Source organism: Bacillus sp. B2-WWTP-C-10-Post-4 (assembly GCF_009183805.1).
GTDB classification, from domain to species: Bacteria; Bacillota; Bacilli; order Bacillales; family Bacillaceae_G; genus Bacillus_A; species Bacillus_A cereus.
This window is the reverse complement of record NZ_WEII01000214.1, coordinates 1-3,576: the sequence shown is the minus strand read 5'-3', so window position 1 is coordinate 3,576 and position 3,576 is coordinate 1. Positions and strand designations below refer to the sequence as shown.

Below are 3,576 nucleotides of genomic sequence, written 5' to 3'. Positions count from 1 at the left end.
ATATGTATTTAATACAATGTCGGACTGGGAATATGGATATTTAATTACCGAACTAAATTCAGGAAGATATTTTAAAAAAGATTTAGTACCTTTAAAAGTAATTACAGTAGGAGCTAATAAAGAAATGATTACTACTATGGGGGGACTGAGCATAAAACCAGATATTTCCCTTGATGAATGTACTTTTGAGAGTAAAGATCTTTTAATTTTACCAGGAGGGACTACTTGGAGTGAAGAGATTCATCAACCTATCTTGGAAAGAGTTGGCCAAGCTTTAAAGTTTGGTACTATTGTTGGTGCAATTTGTGGTGCAACTGAGGCCCTTGCAAATAGGGGATACTTAGATACTAGAAAGCATACAACTAATAATTTAGAATACACTAAAATGGTATGTCCTAACTATAAAGGAGAAAAATTCTATGAGTTGAGATCTGCGGTATCTGATGCGAACTTAGTTACTGCATCAGGAATAGCTCCTCTGGAATTTGCGATGGAAGTACTGAAAAAATTAGATGTATTTGCACCAGATACATTACATTCATGGTTTAACCTAAATAAAACTCACAAACCTGAATACTTCTTTCAGTTAATGAATTCAATAAATTGATGAACTAAAAAATCAACTAAGCAGATTTATATTTGTTTAAATAATAACCATGCTCTAGACAATGTCAAAGCATGGTTATTGAATATAACTTAAAAATGGTTATAAAGTAATGAAAATTCCTTAACTTTGTATATTCGTATTTTCCTGACGTTACCTCTATAAAAGGAAATATGATAACAATCATATACCCAAAGTGATAGAACTGAGTTATAAAAAGTAGAAGAAAAGTGTTATGTTAATAATTTTTAGAGCACCCAATTGTTGAGTGCTCTTTTTGTTTAGGACATAATTGTTTTAAATGGAAATAAACTACCAATAGATGATATCTTTAAAGTATAGCATTTATTTTGAATGGGAGGGTGATGGAGTCTATGGGGGTACGTATAGTCGATGATTTACAGCAATTATCATTATTACTTATGTTTTTAAGTACATTTATATTTTACAGATACTTAAAGAAAGTGAAACGAGAGAGAAAATTGACTGGTTTTGAATGGACAATGTATTTTGTCACTCAATTTGCGACATTAATTTGGGCATTCACTTATTTTATTAAACACTTAGCTGAATCGTAATTTCTACTCATTTAAATCTAGTGTATTGTTATCTATTAGGGATATAAATATAGTCTGTATCTAAATCAATGACAGCATCGCTTAGGACTTCTTCTTGTAGTAATTTTGAGGATTTTTCAAAGTGATACCGTACACAAAATAAGCTTAGAAGATCTTCGTTAGATAACTCTTCACTTTTAACATGTAAATACATTGTTCTTATTTCGTGTATAGAGCAGGTAAGGCCAATAACATACTCATTTATTTCATATCCATCAAATTCAATTATCATATTATCACTGTTGGTTGCTAGCCAACTTTATAGCTTAATTTTAGATGAATCTATTATACATTGTTTGAAATTTAGTGAGAATATATTTTATAAAATGTGAGGGGTATAAATGGAACAAAATAAATTAGTTTTAGAAGGACCAAAACGTCTTAAGTGGAAAACATGTAAAATTAAGTCTATACAGGATAATGAAATTATCGTTAAAACAATTGCAGGTGCAATAAGTATTGGAGCAGAGTTACCACAGTATAAAGAATCGGATGTTACAGATACAAATCCTATCTATCCAAAAAAAACTGGATATGAAAGTTATGGTGAAGTAATTCAAGTTGGTAATAAAGTAACAAATTTAAACGTAGGTGATAAAGTAGTTTCTTTTTATGGACATGAAACGATAGGAATAGTTAAGGGAGATAAAGTAATTCGAGTACCTAGTTATATAAAACCTAAAGTTGCTTTATTATCTATTCTTTCGTGTGATGCTGCTGAAGGGGTATTGAAGCTAGACCCGCGACAGGATGAAAAAGTACTTATTACTGGGAGTTATCGGTTTACTCGCTTGTTATTTCTTAAAATACTATGTAGGTGTTAAGCATGTGGATGTTGTTGAGCCTAATAAAAATAGAAGAGAATTTGCAAAGAAGTTTGGTGCGAAAAACCTCTTTGATTCAGAAAAACAAATAATAGAAACATATAATTACGGTTTGGAATGTTCTGCTACAAATAGAGGGTTTCACACATTACAAAAGGCCATTAATAGTAATAGAGCGATATGTATTCTTTCTGATGGTAATATAGAAGACTTAACATTAACCGCCGACTTTTATCGAAAAGAATTGAAAATCATTGGTTCAAGTGATGGATATGGTTACCAAAAACATGCAGATTGGTTTTTTAGTCAAATAGAACAGACGCCATGGATAGAAGAGATTTTTCAACATGAAATTCATTATACTGCACTTGAAAAATGTTTTGAGGAATTAAGTCAAGGAATAATTACTCCTTTAAAAGTATTTGTCTCATATGAATAAAATGACAACGTACTTGTCACTTAGCTCACATATATTTTGTCATTAATATGATAATAAAACGAGGAGTAGCATGTACGTGTTAATTTTTAATAGGCACAACGGGTTGTTGCTCATTCATTATGTACAAATCGTATATTATCTTTCTCAATGTACATATTAAGTAAAGTATTTAATATCACGTACATAAAAGGCGGGGTAATATGGATGGAAATAAGAAAAATGAAGAATTGAGTAAATTTAAGAAACAATGGTTTAATGAAGATAATCAACCAGTAGCTGGTATAGAGCTAGCCTTACCGCCTGATATAGGCAGCATGTTAGACTCGAAATCAGTTGATGATCAAAGTGGAGAAAGTAATAATGAATAAGTTTAATCTATACGCATCCATTTGGGTGCTTTTGTTTTTTTGACAATAGAAAATAGATCATCAAATTCTTATTGAAAAAAGATGGATCTAAATAGATCCATTTTCTATATATGTAAGTTTTAATTTTCACCAAAAAGTTTAAAGTGCATCTAGAATGCTAATAACATTTACCATTAAAGGATTGGGCTATTATGCATATTATTGTTGAAAGCATTATTTTAATTCTCACTGGGATTCTTGCATTAAAAATGACAGGTAGTAAATCTGTTAGCCAAATGACAAGAGCTGAAATCATCATAGTAGTATCAATTGCGCGTATTATTGTAGAGCCTGTATTAAGTAGGAATGTAGTCCCATCTATATTTGCAGCTGTAATATTTGCAAGCGTACTTCTTATCATTCATTTCTTTGAACTGAAATCAAGGGAGGCGGAACAATTCCTAAATGGCAGTAGCTTTGTAATTGTTGAAAATGGAGAGATTATTAAAGCGAACTTGATGAAGGCAAAAATGTCTGAACAACAACTATATATGCAATTAAGAGAAAAAGGGATCCATGATGTAAAGAGTTTACAGCAAGTTACAGCGGAACCGAATGGGCGTATTGGTTATCGATTAATAAAAGAAGCAGAACCAATAACTTTAGAAATGTTAGAAAAAGTATTAGATCGGTACAATATAAAAAGATAATTTCTTATGTGAAATGCCAATATACAATTGAATTA

The 3,576-nt window shown here is 30.8% G+C and carries 5 protein-coding genes and 1 pseudogene; 5 read left to right on the top strand and 1 reads right to left on the bottom strand.

Annotated features, from left to right (window positions below; translation table 11 throughout):
• Positions 1 to 607: type 1 glutamine amidotransferase family protein (locus GBN78_RS29145; protein ID WP_226798509.1), on the top strand; the 607-nt coding region annotated here is incomplete at its 5' end.
• A gap of 371 nt (positions 608 to 978) precedes the next feature.
• Positions 979 to 1,182 (top strand): hypothetical protein, encoded by a 204-nt coding sequence (locus GBN78_RS29140; protein WP_000538966.1) that lies wholly within the window; start codon positions 979 to 981, stop codon positions 1,180 to 1,182.
• 28 nt (positions 1,183 to 1,210) lie between these two features.
• Here GBN78_RS29140 and GBN78_RS30815 read toward each other — a convergent pair whose 3' ends face one another.
• Positions 1,211 to 1,453, bottom strand: coding sequence for a hypothetical protein (locus tag GBN78_RS30815; protein ID WP_009326972.1), 243 nt, complete (start codon positions 1,451 to 1,453; stop codon positions 1,211 to 1,213).
• 109 nt (positions 1,454 to 1,562) lie between these two features.
• Between GBN78_RS30815 and GBN78_RS29130 the strand changes: the two are divergent.
• The 3 genes and pseudogenes from GBN78_RS29130 (at position 1,563) to GBN78_RS29125 (ending at position 3,541) form a co-directional block, all read left to right on the top strand.
• Positions 1,563 to 2,484: pseudogene (locus GBN78_RS29130) on the top strand (zinc-dependent alcohol dehydrogenase).
• A gap of 200 nt (positions 2,485 to 2,684) precedes the next feature.
• The gene (locus tag GBN78_RS30510) at positions 2,685 to 2,852 is read left to right on the top strand and encodes a hypothetical protein (protein WP_000348947.1); all 168 of its coding nucleotides are present in this window, start codon (positions 2,685 to 2,687) and stop codon (positions 2,850 to 2,852) included.
• A 191-nt stretch (positions 2,853 to 3,043) separates the two neighbouring features.
• Complete coding sequence (locus GBN78_RS29125) at positions 3,044 to 3,541, top strand: DUF421 domain-containing protein (RefSeq protein ID WP_098940066.1); 498 nt, start codon at positions 3,044 to 3,046, stop codon at positions 3,539 to 3,541.
• Positions 3,542 to 3,576: the final 35 nt, after the last annotated feature.

Coding starts and splice junctions, on each gene's coding strand:
- GBN78_RS29140 (WP_000538966.1), top strand. CDS start 979: ATGGGGGTACGTATAGTCGATGATTTACAGCAATTATCATTATTACTT.
- GBN78_RS30815 (WP_009326972.1), bottom strand. CDS start 1,453: ATGATAATTGAATTTGATGGATATGAAATAAATGAGTATGTTATTGGC.
- GBN78_RS30510 (WP_000348947.1), top strand. CDS start 2,685: ATGGATGGAAATAAGAAAAATGAAGAATTGAGTAAATTTAAGAAACAA.
- GBN78_RS29125 (WP_098940066.1), top strand. CDS start 3,044: ATGCATATTATTGTTGAAAGCATTATTTTAATTCTCACTGGGATTCTT.